The organism is Sphingomonas sp. Leaf32 (genome assembly GCF_001421765.1).
GTDB lineage: Bacteria > Pseudomonadota > Alphaproteobacteria > Sphingomonadales > Sphingomonadaceae > Sphingomonas.
This window is the reverse complement of record NZ_LMLA01000008.1, coordinates 270,037-285,956: the sequence shown is the minus strand read 5'-3', so window position 1 is coordinate 285,956 and position 15,920 is coordinate 270,037. Positions and strand designations below refer to the sequence as shown.

General features: G+C 68.0%; 14 protein-coding genes. 7 read left to right on the top strand and 7 right to left on the bottom strand.

What is annotated here, in order from left to right:
- The first annotated feature begins 18 nt into the window (after positions 1–18).
- Together ASE83_RS11850 and ASE83_RS11845 are read left to right on the top strand one after the other, a co-directional pair.
- Entirely contained in the window at positions 19–1,260 is a 1,242-nt protein-coding gene (locus ASE83_RS11850) for a TIGR04063 family PEP-CTERM/XrtA system glycosyltransferase (protein WP_055790007.1), read from the top strand.
- On the top strand, positions 1,257–2,015 hold the full coding sequence (locus ASE83_RS11845) for a hypothetical protein (RefSeq protein ID WP_055790004.1): 759 nt from the start codon (positions 1,257–1,259) through the stop codon (positions 2,013–2,015). Before ASE83_RS11850 ends, ASE83_RS11845 begins: the two co-directional genes overlap by 4 nt.
- 4 nt (positions 2,016–2,019) lie before the next feature.
- Here ASE83_RS11845 and ASE83_RS11840 read toward each other — a convergent pair whose 3' ends face one another.
- Together ASE83_RS11840 and ASE83_RS11835 are read right to left on the bottom strand one after the other, a co-directional pair.
- Positions 2,020–2,331, bottom strand: coding sequence for a hypothetical protein (locus ASE83_RS11840; protein ID WP_055790000.1), 312 nt, complete (start codon positions 2,329–2,331; stop codon positions 2,020–2,022).
- Positions 2,328–2,513, bottom strand: coding sequence for a hypothetical protein (locus tag ASE83_RS11835; RefSeq protein WP_055759573.1), 186 nt, complete (start codon positions 2,511–2,513; stop codon positions 2,328–2,330). Before ASE83_RS11835 ends, ASE83_RS11840 begins: the two co-directional genes overlap by 4 nt.
- A 96-nt stretch (positions 2,514–2,609) precedes the next feature.
- Between ASE83_RS11835 and ASE83_RS11830 the strand changes: the two genes are divergently transcribed.
- On the top strand, positions 2,610–3,224 hold the full coding sequence (locus ASE83_RS11830) for a S24 family peptidase (protein WP_055789997.1): 615 nt from the start codon (positions 2,610–2,612) through the stop codon (positions 3,222–3,224).
- A 7-nt stretch (positions 3,225–3,231) separates the two neighbouring features.
- Here ASE83_RS11830 and ASE83_RS18815 read toward each other — a convergent pair whose 3' ends face one another.
- Positions 3,232–3,399: a hypothetical protein gene (locus ASE83_RS18815; protein WP_200921889.1), complete on the bottom strand. Its 168-nt coding sequence runs from the start codon at positions 3,397–3,399 to the stop codon at positions 3,232–3,234.
- A gap of 169 nt (positions 3,400–3,568) precedes the next feature.
- On the opposite strand from ASE83_RS18815, the gene ASE83_RS11825 reads away from it, so the two are divergent.
- The 4 genes from ASE83_RS11825 (at position 3,569) to ASE83_RS11810 (ending at position 11,438) form a co-directional block, all read left to right on the top strand.
- Positions 3,569–3,793, top strand: a complete 225-nt coding sequence (locus ASE83_RS11825; RefSeq protein WP_156353069.1) for a hypothetical protein — start codon at positions 3,569–3,571, stop codon at positions 3,791–3,793.
- A 56-nt stretch (positions 3,794–3,849) separates the two neighbouring features.
- The gene (locus tag ASE83_RS11820; protein WP_055789991.1) at positions 3,850–5,787 is read left to right on the top strand and encodes an autotransporter assembly complex protein TamA; all 1,938 of its coding nucleotides are present in this window, start codon (positions 3,850–3,852) and stop codon (positions 5,785–5,787) included.
- On the top strand, positions 5,781–9,941 hold the full coding sequence (locus ASE83_RS11815) for a translocation/assembly module TamB domain-containing protein (RefSeq protein WP_200921894.1): 4,161 nt from the start codon (positions 5,781–5,783) through the stop codon (positions 9,939–9,941). Before ASE83_RS11820 ends, ASE83_RS11815 begins: the two co-directional genes overlap by 7 nt.
- A 72-nt stretch (positions 9,942–10,013) precedes the next feature.
- Positions 10,014–11,438, top strand: coding sequence for a short-chain fatty acid transporter (locus ASE83_RS11810; protein ID WP_055789988.1), 1,425 nt, complete (start codon positions 10,014–10,016; stop codon positions 11,436–11,438).
- Here ASE83_RS11810 and ASE83_RS11805 read toward each other — a convergent pair.
- The 4 genes from ASE83_RS11805 to map form a co-directional block, all read right to left on the bottom strand.
- The gene (locus ASE83_RS11805; RefSeq protein ID WP_055789985.1) at positions 11,428–12,378 is read right to left on the bottom strand and encodes a metallophosphoesterase; all 951 of its coding nucleotides are present in this window, start codon (positions 12,376–12,378) and stop codon (positions 11,428–11,430) included. The genes ASE83_RS11810 and ASE83_RS11805 overlap by 11 nt on opposite strands.
- A gap of 570 nt (positions 12,379–12,948) precedes the next feature.
- Positions 12,949–14,361, bottom strand: a complete 1,413-nt coding sequence (gene glnA, locus ASE83_RS11800) for a type I glutamate--ammonia ligase (RefSeq protein ID WP_055789983.1) — start codon at positions 14,359–14,361, stop codon at positions 12,949–12,951.
- Between the two features lie 90 nt (positions 14,362–14,451).
- Complete coding sequence (locus tag ASE83_RS11795; protein WP_055759592.1) at positions 14,452–14,790, bottom strand: P-II family nitrogen regulator; 339 nt, start codon at positions 14,788–14,790, stop codon at positions 14,452–14,454.
- A 293-nt stretch (positions 14,791–15,083) separates the two neighbouring features.
- Positions 15,084–15,911 carry a type I methionyl aminopeptidase gene (gene map, locus ASE83_RS11790; RefSeq protein ID WP_055790285.1) on the bottom strand — a complete coding sequence of 276 codons (828 nt, stop codon included), beginning with the start codon at positions 15,909–15,911 and terminating at the stop codon, positions 15,084–15,086.
- Positions 15,912–15,920: the final 9 nt, after the last annotated feature.

Genomic DNA, 15,920 nt, shown 5'->3' with positions numbered 1-15,920 from the left:
TCGTGGCAGGAGGTTGGTATGCGAGTCCTTCACATCCTCGACCATGGCCTGCCCTTGCATAGCGGCTACACGTTCCGCACGCGGGCGATCCTGACCGCGCAGATGGCGCGCGGGTGGCAGGTCGCGGCGGTCACCGGTGCCAGGCAGGGTGTGACGCAGCAGCCGCGCGAAACCGTGGACGGCATCGATTTCCACCGCACCGTGCCGCCCCGCGCGCTGCCGGCACCGCTGGGCGAACTGGCGGAAATCCGCGCCTTCGCCGCGTCGATCGACCGGGTGGTGGCCCAATTCCGCCCCGACATCCTCCACGCCCATTCGCCGGTGCTCGACGCTCTTGCAGCACTCCGCGTCGCGCGTCGCCGGCACCTGCCGCTGGTGTACGAGATCCGCGCCTTCTGGGAGGACGCGGCGGTCGGCAACGGGACCGGCACCGAAGGCTCGGCCCGCTACCGCGCGACTCGCGCGCTCGAAAGCTGGGCGGTGCGCCGTGCCGATGGCGTCGCGGTGATCTGTGAGGGGCTGCGCCGCGATCTGGTCGCCCGCGGGATCGAACCAGGCAAGATCATGGTGTCGCCCAACGGCGTCGACCTGACGCTGTTCGGCGATCCGCCGCCGCCCGACATGGCGCTCGCCGCCGAACTGGGATTGGCGGGCAAGGAGGTGCTGGGCTTCATCGGCAGCTTCTACGATTACGAAGGCCTCGACACGCTGATCGCGGCGATGCCCGCGCTGGTCGCGGCGCGGCCCGACGTCCGGCTGCTGCTGGTCGGTGGCGGGCCGATGGAGGCGGCGCTGCGCGCGCAGGCGGCGGCATCCAGCGCGGCACATGCGATCCGCTTCATTGGCCGCGTGCCGCATCAGGAGGTCGAACGCTATTACGGGCTGGTCGACCTGCTGGTCTATCCGCGCAAGGCGATGCGCCTGACCGATCTGGTCACGCCGCTCAAACCGCTGGAGGCGATGGCGCAGCGCCGGCTGGTCGCGGCATCCGATGTCGGCGGCCACCGCGAGCTGATCTGCGACGGCGACACCGGCACGCTGTTCCCGCCCGATGACCCTGCCGCCCTTGCATCGCGGGTCACGGCGTTGCTGGCGGACCGGTCGGGCTGGGAAGCGATGCGCGACCGGGGCCGTGCCTTTGTCGAGGCGGAGCGCAACTGGGCGTCGAACGTCGCGCGCTATCAACCGCTCTACCAGCGACTGGTCGCCGGCAAGCGGCCCGGCCCCGTTCCTGCCGATTCAGCGATGGTGGACGCATGAACCGCACGGTGCCCCCCGTGGTGGCCGGGATCGCCGGGCTGGCCGTCGCGGTGGCGATTTCGCTGGTCCCGACCTGGCGGATCGAAACCGTCGTGTCCGCGAGCGGACTGCCCGCGCTGCTGCCGATCGCTGAGCCGCCGCTTGGGTGGACGGCGCGCGTCGGGCTGATGCTGCTGGCGGCGTTGCTGGTCGCGGTGCCGGTGTGGATTGCGCTCAGCCTGCTGGTGGTGCGACGGCCGCTCACGTTGCCGGAGGAAGATGGGATCGCGGAGGAAGCCCCGCCCAGCGTCCGTCGCGCCGATGCCCATCCCGACGCCCCGCCGCGCCCGCCGGTCCGCGCCGCGCGCGACCTGGGGATGCCGTTCCTCGATCCCATCGTGGAGGGCGAGCCGGAACTCGACCTGCCGCGCGACCTGAACACGCCGATGGCGATGTTCGACCCGGAGGCGCTGCCGATGGTGCCGGCAGCACCGCCGCCCACGGTGCGCCCGCTCTTCCGCCCGCCGGTCGCCGACGCCGATCCGGTCATGGAGCCAGAACCGGTCGTCGAACCCGATGCCGTGCCGCCGCTATCGGTCGAAGCACTCGCCGAACCGACGCCGCCTGCGCCCGGCCTGACCGAATTGATCGACCGGCTCGACCGGGGATTGCAGCGCCGGCGCGGCGATCGCCCCGCCGCACCCGCACCCGATGCGGGCAATGCCGGCCTCGCCTCCGCGCTGGGCGCGCTGCGCCGCATGGCCGGGGGCGAGTAGCGCGTCAGCGTTCCTCGACCGTCAGCGCCTCGATCGTCGCTGCGGGACCGTCGGGCAGCGTCGACTGGCCCGTGACGATCAGGTCGGCGACCAGATGCCCGCGCAGCGGCAGGTCGGCCTCGGGCAATCCGGCAAGCCATGGCGCGAACCCGGCATCGCCACTGGTCAGCGTCAGCCGATGTCGCGCACCGTTGAACGTCGCACTGGCCCAGCCAGTCTGGTCCGACGCCGTGATCGCGATCGAAACGCCCATTGCCTCCGCCGCGATGCGCAGTCGCCGTTCCAGCAGCGTCGTCGCGTCCGGACCCCGGCTCATTCCGACCGTTCCTGTCCGGCGATGTAAGCCTCGATCCGGGCGATCAGCGGTGCGCGCGGCTGCCGCCCGTTGCGCAGGTCGCCCACCAGTCGCGGGTCGCCCGCCGCCCGCCGCCCGAACAGCGTCTCGGGCGTTCCCGTTTCCTGCAGATGCCGACTGATCCGCTGCAAAATGCTGTGCATCCATATCCTCCCGCCTACTCCTCCGACTCAAGAATGTTCTTGATCTGTTCTTTGAAATCCAACATGTCTAGGAAAATTCCTAAACGGGAGGCGGCGATGGAAATGGACGATGTCCGGGGGACGATCGCGCGGCTCGCGACGCAGCGGGGGGCGAGCCTGTCGGAACTGTCGCGCCTGTTGGGGCGCAATCCGGCGTATATGCAGCAATATATCGAACGGGGTTCGCCCCGCCGGTTGTCGGAGGGCGACCGGGCGACGCTGGCGCGCTATCTGGGGGTGTCGGAGGCAGCGCTGGGCGGGCCGGTCGCGCACGAGATGATCGCGGTGCCGCGGATCGACGCGCTGGCGTCGGCCGGACCGGGCGGGTTCGTGGAGGACGATCGCGGCGACGGTGCGCTGCGGATCGACGCCGCCTTGCTACGCCAGTTGCGGGTGCGCCCCGGTCAGGCGTCGGTGATCGCGGTCGCGGGCGATTCGATGCTGCCGACGCTGGCCGATGGCGACACCATCCTGGTCGATGGCGGCGACCGGCGCGGGGTGTCGGGTGCGATCCATGTCGTACGCCATGACGGGGTGTTGCTGGTCAAGCGGCTGGCGCGGGTGCCGGGCGGCATCGAACTGGTCAGCGACAATCCCGCCTATGCGCCGATCGCCATCGATGGTGCGCCCGATATCGTCGGGCGGGTCGTCTGGCTGTCGCGCGCGCTATAGGCGTCGATCAGCGATCCGTTCGCCAGATGACGACGGCAATGGCGATGCCCAGCGCCAGTCCGATCAGCAGGCCCATCGTCGCCTCGCCGAAGACCGCGCCGACGATCGCGCCGCCCATCACGCCCAGCGCGATCGGCATCCCGCCGGCTTTCGGCGTATGGGGTGGTCTGTTCATCGCCATCGCTTGCCATAGTCGGCGCTGCCGCGCCACTGCCGTCCCGCCTGTGTCGCATCGGGACGGCACGCTGTATCGATACGGGATTGCGTTGGCCGCGTTAACGATCGAGGGGCGCAGGGAAGGCGGTCGGCCCGGTTCCGGCACGATCCATGAACAACAGGATGCCATGCTCGAACCCGCCGCCGTGCCGCCCTATATCGCCGATCCGTCCGATCTGGCGGCGACGCAGGAACTGATGGCGGAATATGGACCGGTCGCCGCCGAAGAAGCGACCGCGCGCGCGAACCGGGCGCGCGACCGCGACAATGTCGTGCAATTCTGCCGTTGGCGACAGGTCGCGCGGCTGGTCACGCTGCTGGAGCAGCCGGGCGCCTGGGGCACGATTCACTGACATTTCCGGCCGGTTTGCGCTTGGCGGCGGCCACCCTGCCGCGCTAGGACGACGCGATGTCGAGCTGCCGGCTTGCCGTGCTGTTGAGCGCCGGATGGCTCGCTGTTGCGGGTCCGATTGCGTTCGCCCAGACGCCGCCGGCCGTGCAGGAAACGCCGCTCGATCCCAATGCCCCGATGTCCGACATGCCGGACATCGGCGTCGCCTGGCCCGACCTGGCGACCGCGCCGACCGATCCGACACTGGCGACCGGGCCGCAGCGTGCCGGCGGTGAGTTCCGCTACAATTACCGCATCACCGGCATCGACAGCATCAACAACGACCTGTTCCGCCAGCGTTTCAACGAATTGTCGACGCTGCGCGCCAAGGAAGGCGAGCCGTCGAACGCCGCACAGATCGACCGCCGCGCGCGTGAGGATGCGCGCTTGCTGGACGACCTGCTGCGCAACGAAGGCTATTTCGACGCCCGCATCACCACCAGCGTTCGGCCCGAGGGGGATCGGCTGATCGTCTATCTGGAGGTCGAGCCGGGCCAGCTCTATCGCTTCGCGCAGGTCCGCACGCCCGGCATCGCGGCGGCGGGCGACAAGGCACCCGACCTGCGCGATGCGTTCGGCCTGAAGCCCGAGACGCCGGTACAGGGCGATACCGTCGTCGCCGCGCAGGAAAAGCTGGAAACGACGATCGGGCGCGAAGGATTTCCCTTCGCCAAGGTCGGCGAGCCGCAGATCACCGTCGACCATGCCACGCGCACCGCCACGATCGAGGTCGATGTGCAACCAGGTGGCGAGCGGCGCTTCGGTACGATCGTCGCGCGGGCCAACCGTATCTTCGACGGCGATCATGCGCAGGACATCGCCCGCTTCAAACCCGGCGACACCTATGATTCCGCGCTGGTCGACGACCTGCGCCGCGCGATCGTGCAGACCAGCCTGGTGTCGCAGGTGCGGCTGACCCCGGTCGAGGGACAGGCGCCGGGCACAGTCGATCTCGACCTCGCGATGGAGCCGGCCCCGCCGCGCACCATCGCCGGCGAAATCGGCTATGGCACCGGCGAAGGCGCGCGCGTGGAGGCGAGCTGGACCCATCGCAACCTGTTCCCGCCCGAAGGCGCGCTGACGCTGCGCGGCGTGCTCGGCACGCTGGAGCAGGTCGCCGCCGTCACCTATCGGCGCAATAATTTCCATGGTCGGGACCGGGTGCTGACCGCGCAGATCGCCGCCACCCACCTCGTCCGCAACGCGTTCGAAGCGAACACCGTGTCGCTGTCCGCCGGGCTGGAACGACAGACCAACATCTTCTTCCAGAAGACGTGGACCTGGGCGCTGGGCGGCGAACTGGTTGCGACCGACGAACGCGATGTGATCGTCGCGACCGGGGAGCCGCGTCGCCGGACCTATTTCATCGGTGCCTTGCCCAGCAGCCTGAATTACGACGGCTCGGACGACCTGCTGAATCCGACGCGCGGGTTCCGGCTGGGCGGGCGGATCAGCCCTGAATTGTCGCTGCAGGGCGATGTGTTCGGCTATACCCGTGCCCAGATCGACGCCAGCGTTTATCGGCCGGTCACCGGCCGCGTCGTTCTCGCCGCGCGGACCCGCATCGGTTCGATCCTCGGCGCGCCGCGCGACGCGGTAGCGCCCTCGCGGCGCTTCTATGCGGGCGGCGGTGCGTCGGTGCGCGGATACGGGTTTCAGGACATCGGCCCGCGCGATCCCAACAACGATCCGATCGGGGGGCGCAGCCTCGCCGAGTTTTCGCTGGAGGCGCGGGTCAAGGCGTTCGGCAATTTCGGCGTCGTGCCTTTCCTCGACGCCGGCAACATCTATACCTCCACGCTGCCGCGTTTTTCCGGGATGCGTTACGGCGCCGGGATCGGCGTGCGCTATTACAGCAACTTCGGCCCGATCCGCGTCGATGTCGGTACGCCGATCAACCCGCAGCGCGGCGACCCGCGCGTCGCGGTCTATGTCTCGCTGGGGCAGGCATTTTGACCGACGAACCCGTCGCAACGCCGCCGGTCGTGGAGAAGCGCCGCGTCGGCTGGGGCCGGCGGATCGCGCAGTTCCTGCTGGCAATCGTCGTCCTGATCGCCGGGCTGCTGATCGTGATCGATACCGGCCCCGGTCACCGGCTGATCGCCAACCGCATCGCGACGCTGAAGCCCGCCAACGGGATGCGCTATCGCATCGGGCGGATCGACGGATCGATCTATCGCCGCGCGCGGCTGATCGATGTCCGTATCTATGACCAGAAGGGGTTGGTCCTGCGCGCCCCGCTCGCCCAACTCGACTGGCGGCCATGGGAGTTCCTGTCGAACCGTCTGTCGATCGACAGCCTGACGATCCCGCGCGCGATCCTAGCCAAACTGCCGCAGCCGACGCCGACCGGGCGCAAGAGCCCGATCCTGCCGAGCTTCGACATCCGTATCGGCCGGTTGAGCGTCGAACGGCTCGAACTGGCCAAGGGCATCACCGGTACACCGCGCATCGGCCAGCTCGCCGGACAGGCGGACATCCGTTCGGGCCGCGCGCTGGTCGACCTCGCGCTCGACGTCGCCAGCAGCGACCGGTTGCGCCTGCGGCTGGATGCCGAACCGGATCGCGACCGCTTCGACGTCGACCTGCGCGCACGCGGCACGCGGGACGGGCTGCTCGCCACCGCCAGCGGGATTCGCCGGCCGCTATCGGTCGAGGTGTCGGGCGACGGGCGCTGGTCGGCATGGGACGGGCGCGCGGTCGCCGATGCCGGCCGCACGCGGATCGTCGACCTGACGCTGGGCGTGCGCGCCGGCCGCTACACGCTGGGCGGGACGCTTGCCCCATCCGCGTTGCTGCAGGGCAAGCTGCAGCGGCTAACCGACCGCCAAGTCCGCGTGACCGGCAGCGCGACCTTTGCCGATCGGCGGATCGACGGCGTGCTGGCGCTGCGCAGCGCCGCGCTGGCGATGGAGGCGGACGGCATCGTCGACCTCGGCACCAGCGCGTTCCGTGACCTGCGCCTGCGCGCACGACTGCTGCGGCCGGCGGCGATGTTCCCGAACATGACCGGGCGTGACATCGAACTGCGTGCGATCCTCGATGGCGAGTTTTCGATCGCGCGGTTCGACTATCGCCTGCGCGCGAGCCGGCTGGCATTCGACCAGACCGGGTTCGAACAGGTCGTCGCCGCCGGGCAGGGGCGGTTGTCGAAGGCGCCGGTGATCGTGCCGATCCGGCTGGCGGCGGCGCGCGTGACCGGGGTCGGCGATGTCGCGGGCGGCATCCTGCGCAACCTGTCGGTCACGGGGCGGCTGGCTGTCGATGCGAAGACGCTGGTCGGCAACGACCTGATCGTGCGGTCGGACAAGCTGAACGGGCGGATCATGCTGACGCTCGACCTGGCCACCGGCCGGTACGAGGTCGGGATCAGCGGTGCGCTGCAACGCTATCTGATCCCCGGCCTTGGGCTGGTCGACGTGCAGACCCGGCTGACGGCCGTTCCCATTCCCGGCGGCGGCACGCGGATCGTCGGGCGCGGCATGGCGCAGGTCCGCCGGCTCGACAACGGCTTCTTCCGGTCGCTGACCCAAGGGTTGCCGCGCATCGAAACCGGGCTGGAGCGCGGGAAAGACGGCATCCTGTATCTACGCGGGCTGCGGCTGACGTCGCCCGGCCTGACGCTCACCGGCAACGGCTATCGCCGCCGCGACGGCACCTTCCATTTCGAAGGCAGCGGGCGACAGGCGACCTATGGCCCGGTGCAGTTGATCCTCGACGGCAATATCTCCAAGCCGACGCTCGACCTGCGCTTCGCGTCGCCCAATGCGACGCTGGGCCTCACCGATGTCGTGGCCCATCTCGATCCGACGGTAGAGGGTTTCGCCTATCGCGCGCAGGGTGGTTCGCGTCTCGGGCCGTTCACCGCCAATGGCCGCATCCTGTTGCCCAGCGGCGGCACGGCGCGGATTGCGGTCGACGAACTGGAGGTCAGCGGCACCCGCGCGACCGGCGGGGTCGATATCGTCGAGGACGGTTTCCTCGGACGGCTGAACGTCGATGGCGGCGGCATCGCCGGCACGATCGATTTCCGGCCGCAGGGTAGCGACCAGCGGATCGACATCGCGCTCGACGCGACCCGCGCGCGCCTCGGCGTCGCCGGATCGGTGCGGCGGGCGCGGCTGGAGGCCGGGATCGTGCTGGCCGATGGCGGCACTACGCTCGACGCGACGATGACGGCGCAGGGCTTCCGGCGCGGGCAATTGTCGATCGCGCGGCTGGCGGGCAGCGCGAAGCTGGTCGACGGCGTCGGCGAAGTCCGCGCTGCCATCGCCGGGTCGCGCGGCCGCGCCTTTTCGATCCAGAGCGTGACGCAGGTCGCCGCCGACGAAGTTCGCATCAGCGCGGAAGGAACGCTCGACCGCCGGCCGCTGAAGCTCGAAACCCCGGCGGTGGTCTGGCGGGAGGGTGATGGCTGGCGACTGGCACCGACGCAGTTCAGCTTTGCCGGCGGCACGGCAACGGTCGGCGGCGCGGTGGGGGCCGACACGACCGAACTGGCGCTGGACGTCACGCGGATGCCGCTGGCGGTGCTCGACATCGGCTATCCGGGGCTGGGCTTGAGCGGCAGCGCGTCGGGCAAGATCGTCTATGCCACGCGTGGCGATACGCCCAGCGGACGGGTCGACCTGACCATTCGCGGCCTCAGCCGATCGGGGCTGGTCGTGTCGTCGACCCCAATCGATGTCGGCATCGCGGCGGTGCTGGATGCGAACCGCGCCGGCGTCCGCGCGGTGATGGCGAGCGGGGGCAAGACGATCGGTCGGGCGCAGGCGCGCCTTGCCCCGCTGGGGCAGGGAGACCTCGCCACCCGCCTGGGCAACGCGCCGCTGTTCGCGCAACTACGCTATGGCGGTCCGGCCGATACGCTGTGGCGGTTGACCGGCATCGAATTGTTCGACCTGTCCGGCCCGGTATCGGTCGGCGCCGACGTCAGTGGTCGTCTCGCCGATCCGCGCATCCGCGGCGTGGTCCGTTCCAGCGGCGCGCGCATCGAAAGCGCGATCACCGGCACTGTGCTGACCGGCGTGGAGGCGCAGGGCCGCTTTGACGGGTCGCGGCTGGTCATCGACCGGTTCGCGGCGAACGACGGCCGACAGGGACGGGTGACCGGCACCGGCGCGTTCGAATTCGCCGCCGTGCGGGGCTTCGGCATCGACCTGTCGCTGAACGCCGACCGCGCGCGCCTCATCAACACCGATTCGATCGGTGCGACCGTCACCGGCCCGATCCGCGTGCGCAGCGACGGGGCGGGCGGCACGATTTCGGGTGAGGTCCGGATGGACGGCAGCCGCTATCGCCTCGGCCGCGCGACTGCCACCGCGCCGCTCCCGCGCCTCAACATCCGCGAAATCAATCGTCCCGATGGCGATGACGAGGCCAGCGCGGCGGTGGTCCCGTGGAAGCTCGACCTGCGCGCCCGCGCGCCCGGCGGCCTGATCGTCACCGGCCTCGGCCTCAACAGCGAATGGTCAGCCGACCTTGCCATCACCGGTGAGCCGACCAGCCCGATCATCAACGGCCGTGCCGATCTGGTGCGGGGCGACTATGAGTTCGCCGGCCGCGAGTTCCGGGTGGATCGCGGTGCGCTGCGCTTCAACGGCGAAAGCCCCGCCGACCCGGCGCTCGACATCGTCGCCAATGCCGATACGCAAGGGCTGAACGCTACCATCCGAGTCGCCGGCACCGCGACCCGGCCTGAAATCAGCTTCCAGAGCGTGCCCGCGCTGCCCGAGGACGAATTGCTGTCGCGGCTGCTGTTCGGCACCTCGATCACCAACTTGTCCGCACCGGAGGCGTTGCAGCTCGCCGCCGCCGTCGCCGCGTTGCAGAATGGCGAGGGCGGGCTGAACCCGATCAACGCGGTGCGCCGCGCCGCCGGTCTCGATCGCCTGCGCATCCTGCCCGCCGATCCGCAGACGGGGCAGGGGACCTCGGTCGCCGCCGGCAAATACTTGACCCGACGTTTCTATGCGGAGATCGTGACCGACGGGCAGGGCTATTCCGCCACCCGGATCGAATTTCAGGTCACGCGCTGGCTGTCGCTGCTGGCATCGATTTCCACCATCGGCCGGCAAAGCACCAACGTCCGCATCTCGCGCGATTATTGAGCGTCCGGTCGAACCGGCTGCGCAACGATTGGTTCGGCGGTTCGTATAACGTCCGAACCACCGGAGACGCCGATGCCCGCTGCTGCCCCTGCCGTTGATGGACGCCTCGCCCGGATCGCGCTGCGCTTCACCGCCTGGGCCGAACGCTGGTTTCCCGACGCGTTCGTGTTCGTGGCGCTGGCGGTCGTCGTCGTCGCGGTCGCGGTGCTGGCCCATGGTGCGCCGGTCGCGGCCGTGACCAGGAGCTTCGGCGACGGCTTCTGGACGCTGATCCCGTTCACCATGCAGATGGCGTTCGTGACGATCGGCGGCTATGTCGTCGCGACCTCGGCACCGATGCAGCGGCTGATCGACCGTCTGGCGCTGATCCCGAACAGCGGGCGCGGGGCGATCGGCCTGATCGCCATCGCGACGATGCTGTCCTCGCTGCTGAGCTGGGGGTTGAGCCTGATCTTCGGCGGCCTGCTGACCCGCGCCCTGGCGCGGCGGACCGAATTGCGGATGGATTACCGCGCAGGCGGAGCGGCGGCCTATCTGGGTCTCGGCGCGACCTGGGCGATGGGGCTGTCATCCTCCTCGGCCCAGCTACAGGCGAACCCGGCCAGCCTGCCGCCCGGGCTGTTGCCGATCACTGGCGTCATCCCGTTCAGCCAGACGATCTTCCTGTGGCAATCGATGCTGATCGCCGCGATCCTGGTGATCGTGTCGACGGTGATCGCGATCGCGTCGGCCCCCGGTCGCGACACCGCGGTGACGGCGCAGGACATGGGGATCGATCCCGCGCGCCAGGACGACGCCCTGCCGCCCCGGACCCAGCCCGGCGAATGGCTGGAACATGCCCCGCTGCTGACCGTGCTCATCGGGCTGCTGGCGGCCGGCTGGCTGCTGCAGGAGTTTGCGCGGCAGTCGTGGATGATCGCCATCTCCAACCTCAACACCTATAATTTCCTGTTCCTGATGGCCGGGCTGGTGCTGCATTGGCGGCCCAGGCGTTTCCTGAACGCGTTGGCCCGGTCGGTGCCGTCGACCGCCGGCATCCTGATCCAATATCCCTTCTACGCCGCGATCGCCGCGATGATGACGACCGCGAAAAGCGCCGACGGATCGACCCTGTCCGACGTCGTCGCCCATGCCTTCGTCTCGCTGAACACGACCGAGACGTTTCCGCTCACAATGGGTGTCTATTCGGCGATCCTCGGCTTCTTCATCCCCTCGGGCGGCGGCAAATGGCTGCTGGAGGCGCCCTATGTCATGCAGGCGGCGAACGACCTGCAAGTCCATCTCGGCTGGGCGGTGCAGATCTATAACGCGTCCGAAGCGCTGCCGAACCTCATCAACCCGTTCTGGATGCTGCCGTTGCTCGGCATCCTTGGGCTGAAGGCGCGCGACATCGTCGGGTTCAGCTTCCTCCAGCTGGTTGTCCACCTGCCGCTGGTGCTGTTCCTGCTCTGGGCGCTGGCCTTTACGCTGCCCTATATGCCGCCGGTCATGCCGTAACGCGGGCGCGGACCGGGATCGACGCGTTGTAGAGGCTGGCCCCGCGTTCGTCGCGCAGGTCGAACGACAACAGGTCGCCTGCGATCTGCACCATGCCGAACCCGGCGGCCGCGCGGCAGAAGCGGGTGCCCTCGACCGCCGCGACCGGGCGTGCTTCCATGCCGCCGCCACACTGGATCATGTCGATGCCGTCACGGCGGATATGCTGCAGGTCATGGTCGTGACCGGCGATATAAGCTTGTACGCCGTACCGGTTCAGGATCGGCAGCACCTGCGCGATGATCTCCGGCTGGTCGCCATGGCCGCTGCCGCCCGACCGGATCGGATGGTGGCCGGTCACGATCTTCCACTTCGCCTGCGACTGCGACAGCGCATGGTCCAGCCACGCGAGTTGCTTGGCGGTATCCTGCGACCGGGTGTTGCTGCCGATCATGCCGTCATTGGTGCGATAGCGCTCGACGAAGGGCGAGGTGTCGATCGCGAATAATTCCGTATCCGCCCGCGCGAGCGACGCGTCGGCGACCTGATAATAGCGCGCCGGCATCCGCCACCTTTTGCTGCGTTTCGCATAGTCGATCTGTGCCTGCGGATTGCCGCGATAGTCGTGATTGCCGAGCAGCGCATACCACGGCACCTGCAAGGCGGGGTGGGTATAGACGCCCTCGAACACCGACTGCCACAGCGGATCATCGATGGAGGTCACGCCGTCGCTGTAGAAATTGTCGCCGATCGCCAGCACGAAATCGCTCTGCGCTGCCGCTGCGGTGCGGCCCATCGCCGCGGCGACGTGATGCTGTTCGGGCGTATCGCGGCCCCAGTCGCCCAATACCGCAAAGGTGCACCCTTTGCCGCCGCGCGCCTGCACCGGCGCGACCGACAGGGTGGCGGCGCCGAGAGCGAATCCGCCGAGCAAGGTGCGGCGGTCGAGGAGGACGGTCATGGGCGGCGATTCCTGTGGCGGGTGGTTGCTGGTTCTTGACCATGGGGATGTGACGTTTGTGTGGCAGGCGATGGGGCGTTCGGTTCCGTCGCGGACGCCGCTGGTGTTGTTCGCTATACCTACCCCACCCGTCACCCCGGACTTGATCCGGGGTCCCGCTTCTTCTTCTCAGTCGCCGTACGTAAGGAGTACCCCGGCGCAAGGCTCTGTTGAAGTTAGTGCAGTCGCGAGAAACTCGGCCGCGACCGGACCGGCGCAACGGCGTATAGCGAGACGTCCCGTCACCCTATCACCACCTCACCGAAGGCTGGGGCCTTTTGTGGCTGATGCGGTGAGCTTCCACAAGGAGATCCCAGCCTGCGCTGGGACGACGTTGGTGTGGAGGGAAGGGGGTATCCCGCCATTTGCCCAATGCTTAAGAAAAAAAGGCGCCGGGACATGCGCCCGACGCCTTTCTCCAACCTCAGCGCGACGTGGCGAAGCCACGTCGTCGGTCCTCGCCGGTTCGGCGAGGCCGGCCGACAGCGACTGTGGCACGCTTGCGTGCCACCGGTTGCCGGCACGGCAACCTTACGCGCTGTAGTACATATCATACTCGACCGGGCTCGGGGTCATTTCCCACCGTGCCACTTCGCCGCGCTTGATCTCGACATAGGCCTCGATCTGGTCCTTCGAGAACACGTCGCCCTTCAGCAGATAGTCGTGATCGGCTTCGAGGCTGTCGAGCGCTTCGCGGAGCGAACCGCAGACGGTCGGGACCTGCGCGAGTTCTGCCGGCGGCAGGTCGTACAGGTTCTTGTCCATCGCCTCGCCCGGATGGATCTTGTTCTGGATGCCGTCGAGACCGGCCATCATCAGTGCCGCATAGGCGAGATAGGGGTTGGCCATCGCGTCGGGGAAGCGGACTTCGACGCGCTTCGACTTCGGACCGGTGCCGTACGGGATGCGGCACGACGCCGACCGGTTGCGCGCCGAATAGGCGAGCAGCACCGGCGCTTCATAGCCCGGGACCAGGCGCTTGTAGCTGTTGGTTGTCGGGTTGGTGAAGGCGTTCACCGACTTGGCGTGCTTGATGATACCGCCGATGAAATACAGGCACATGTCCGACAGGCCGGCATAGCCGTCGCCGGCGAACAGCGGGTTGCCGCCGTTCCAGATCGAGAAGTGGGTGTGCATCCCCGAGCCGTTATCTTCCTTGATCGGCTTCGGCATGAACGTCGCGGTCTTGCCATAGGCGTGCGCAACCTGATGCACGACATACTTGTAGATCTGCATCCGGTCGGCGGTCGTGGTCAGCGTGCCGAAGGTCAGGCCCAGCTCGTGCTGCGCGGCGGCGACTTCGTGGTGATGCTTGTCGCAGGGCAGGCCCATCTCGAGCATCGTGGTGACCATTTCGCCACGGATGTCGACGGCGCTGTCGACCGGCGCGACCGGGAAGTAGCCGCCCTTGGCGCGCGGGCGGTGGCCCATGTTGCCGGCTTCATATTCGCGACCCGAATTGCCCGGCAGTTCGATGTCGTCGATCTTGTAATAGCTGGTCGAATAGCTGTTTTCGAACCGGACATCGTCGAACATGAAGAATTCGGCTTCCGGCCCGACATAGACGGTGTCGCCGATGCCGGTGGTCTTCAGATACGCCTCGGCGCGCTTCGCGGTCGAACGCGGGTCGCGGGCATAGAGTTCGCCGGTCGACGGCTCGACCACGTCGCAGAAGATGACCAGCATCGGGGTGGCCGAGAACGGATCGGTATACACTGCGTCCAGATCGGGCTTCAGCACCATGTCCGATTCGTTGATCGCCTTCCAGCCCTCGATCGACGAACCGTCGAACATCAGGCCGTCGGTCAGCTCGTCATCGCCCAGGATCGACGCGACCATGGTCAGGTGCTGCCACTTGCCCTTGGGATCGGTGAAGCGAAGGTCGATCCACTCGATCTCTTCGTCCTTGATCCGCTTCAGGATGGTGCTGGCGGTAGTAGCCATCGGAAACTGCCCTTTCTGGATTAAACCCCACGCTCCGGCGCAATCAAACGCCCCGGAACGCCCCATGATTCGAAATAATGCTGCGTTGCGTCAGATCGCGTCGTCGTTGCGCTCACCGGTGCGAATGCGCAAGGCGGTCTCGACCGGAATGACGAAAATCTTTCCGTCGCCGATGCGGCCGGTCTGTGCCGCCGCCGCGATCGCCTCGACCACACGCTCGGCTAGGCCGTCCTCGACCACCACTTCCAGCTTCACCTTCGGCAGAAAGTCGACGACATATTCCGCGCCGCGATACAGTTCGGTGTGTCCCTTCTGCCGGCCGAACCCCTTGGCTTCGGTCACGGTGATGCCGCTGACGCCGACTTCGTGCAGCGCTTCCTTTACCTCATCCAGCTTGAACGGCTTGATGATGGCCTCGATCTTCTTCATGCGCCCTGCCGATCCCCTCGGACGTGACGACCCGGACGGGTCGTTAGCATCCCGTTAAACAATTACCGTGCCAACCGGCGATTCGCCTTGGATACGATCATCGGGGATTTGACCGGGGCTGTCGATATTGCCCAGCGAAGGGGCAGGGTGCTGGTTTTTTGGGCAGGAGCGGGGTCGTCCTGCCAAGCCGCCAGCGTCGCCCTAGCGCAGGCTGGGGCATCCCGGTGGTAGGTGCTGCGTGCTGCCACGGGGAGATCCCAGCCTGCGCTGGGATGACGTCTGTTTCGACTCGGTTACAGATACGGCGGCCTGGTGAGGCCCTTGGGACTGAGCGTAAAGATTTCGCACCCGTCTTCGGTGATGCCGATCGAATGCTCGAACTGCGCCGACAGCGACCGGTCGCGCGTGACCGCCGTCCAGCCATCGTCGAGCATCTTCACGTCGGGCCGGCCGATATTAATCATCGGTTCGATGGTGAAGAACATGCCGGGCCGCAGCTCCGGCCCGGTGCCGGGACGGCCTGCATGGATCACCTCGGGCGCGTCGTGGAACAACTGGCCCAGGCCATGGCCACAGAAATCGCGGACGACGCCATAGCGATGCGCCTCGGCATGGCGCTGGATCGCGTGCGCCACGTCGCCCATCCGGTTGCCCGGCTTCGCCTGTTCGATGCCGAGCATCAGGCATTCATAGGTCACGTCGACCAGCTTGCGCGCCTTGATCGGAACATTGCCGACCAGATAGGTGCGGCTACTATCGCCGTGCCAGCCGTCGAGCAGCGGCGTCACGTCGATATTGGCGATGTCGCCGTCCTTGAGCGTCCGGTCCGACGGGATGCCGTGGCACACGACATGGTTGATCGAGATGCAGGTCGAATGGGCATAGCCGCGATAGCCGAGCGTGGCGGGCACGGCGTCGCCCTCGCGCATCAGGCCAAAGATGATCGCGTCCAGCTCGGCGGTGGTGACGCCCGGCACGACATGCGGCGTGATTTCGTCGAGGATATGCGCGGCGAGGCGGCCGGCACGGCGCATCCCTTCGAATCCGGCGGCATCGTGCAGCTTGATTGCGCCGGTCCGGGCGAGCGGCATATCGGCGGTGACGGTCTGATAGTCGGTCATCATGCCCAT